General features: G+C 69.3%; 1 pseudogene. It reads left to right on the forward strand.

Annotation, left to right across the window (positions count from 1 at the left end):
* Positions 1-9: 9 nt before the first annotated feature.
* Positions 10-388 (forward strand): annotated as a pseudogene (locus tag G4D87_RS38745) (hypothetical protein); the annotation flags it as partial.

Here is a 388-nt window from a genome sequence, read left to right on the forward strand (position 1 = left end):
TAAGAGACAGGCGTGGGCGTGGATGCGCTGACCCCGACGGTGGACTTGCGAGCCCGGCTGGAGGGGCGCCTCCAGCGAGGAGGCTTTCGCCAGGGCGCCTTCGGCCCGGACTACGAGTTGGCGCGCTTCCAGGTGGCGGGCCCGGCCTCCATGCCGCTGGCGGAGGCGTCCTTCCCGGAAGGGTACTCGGCCTATGGTGAGGTGATTCTCAGTTGGGACGCGGTGCGTTTGAGCGGCATGCGCCAGCGACACTTCTTCCTCTCTCTGGGCGTGGAGGCCTTCTCCTGGGGCCGGGTGGACGTGGACGGGCGGGTGGAGGCGCAACTCTTCCACCGGGACTTCAGCCTGGGCTTTGGTGGGCTGGCGACGGCCATGGGCCAGCCCTGTC

It is taken from the genome of Myxococcus vastator (assembly GCF_010894475.1).
Classification (GTDB): domain Bacteria; phylum Myxococcota; class Myxococcia; order Myxococcales; family Myxococcaceae; genus Myxococcus; species Myxococcus vastator.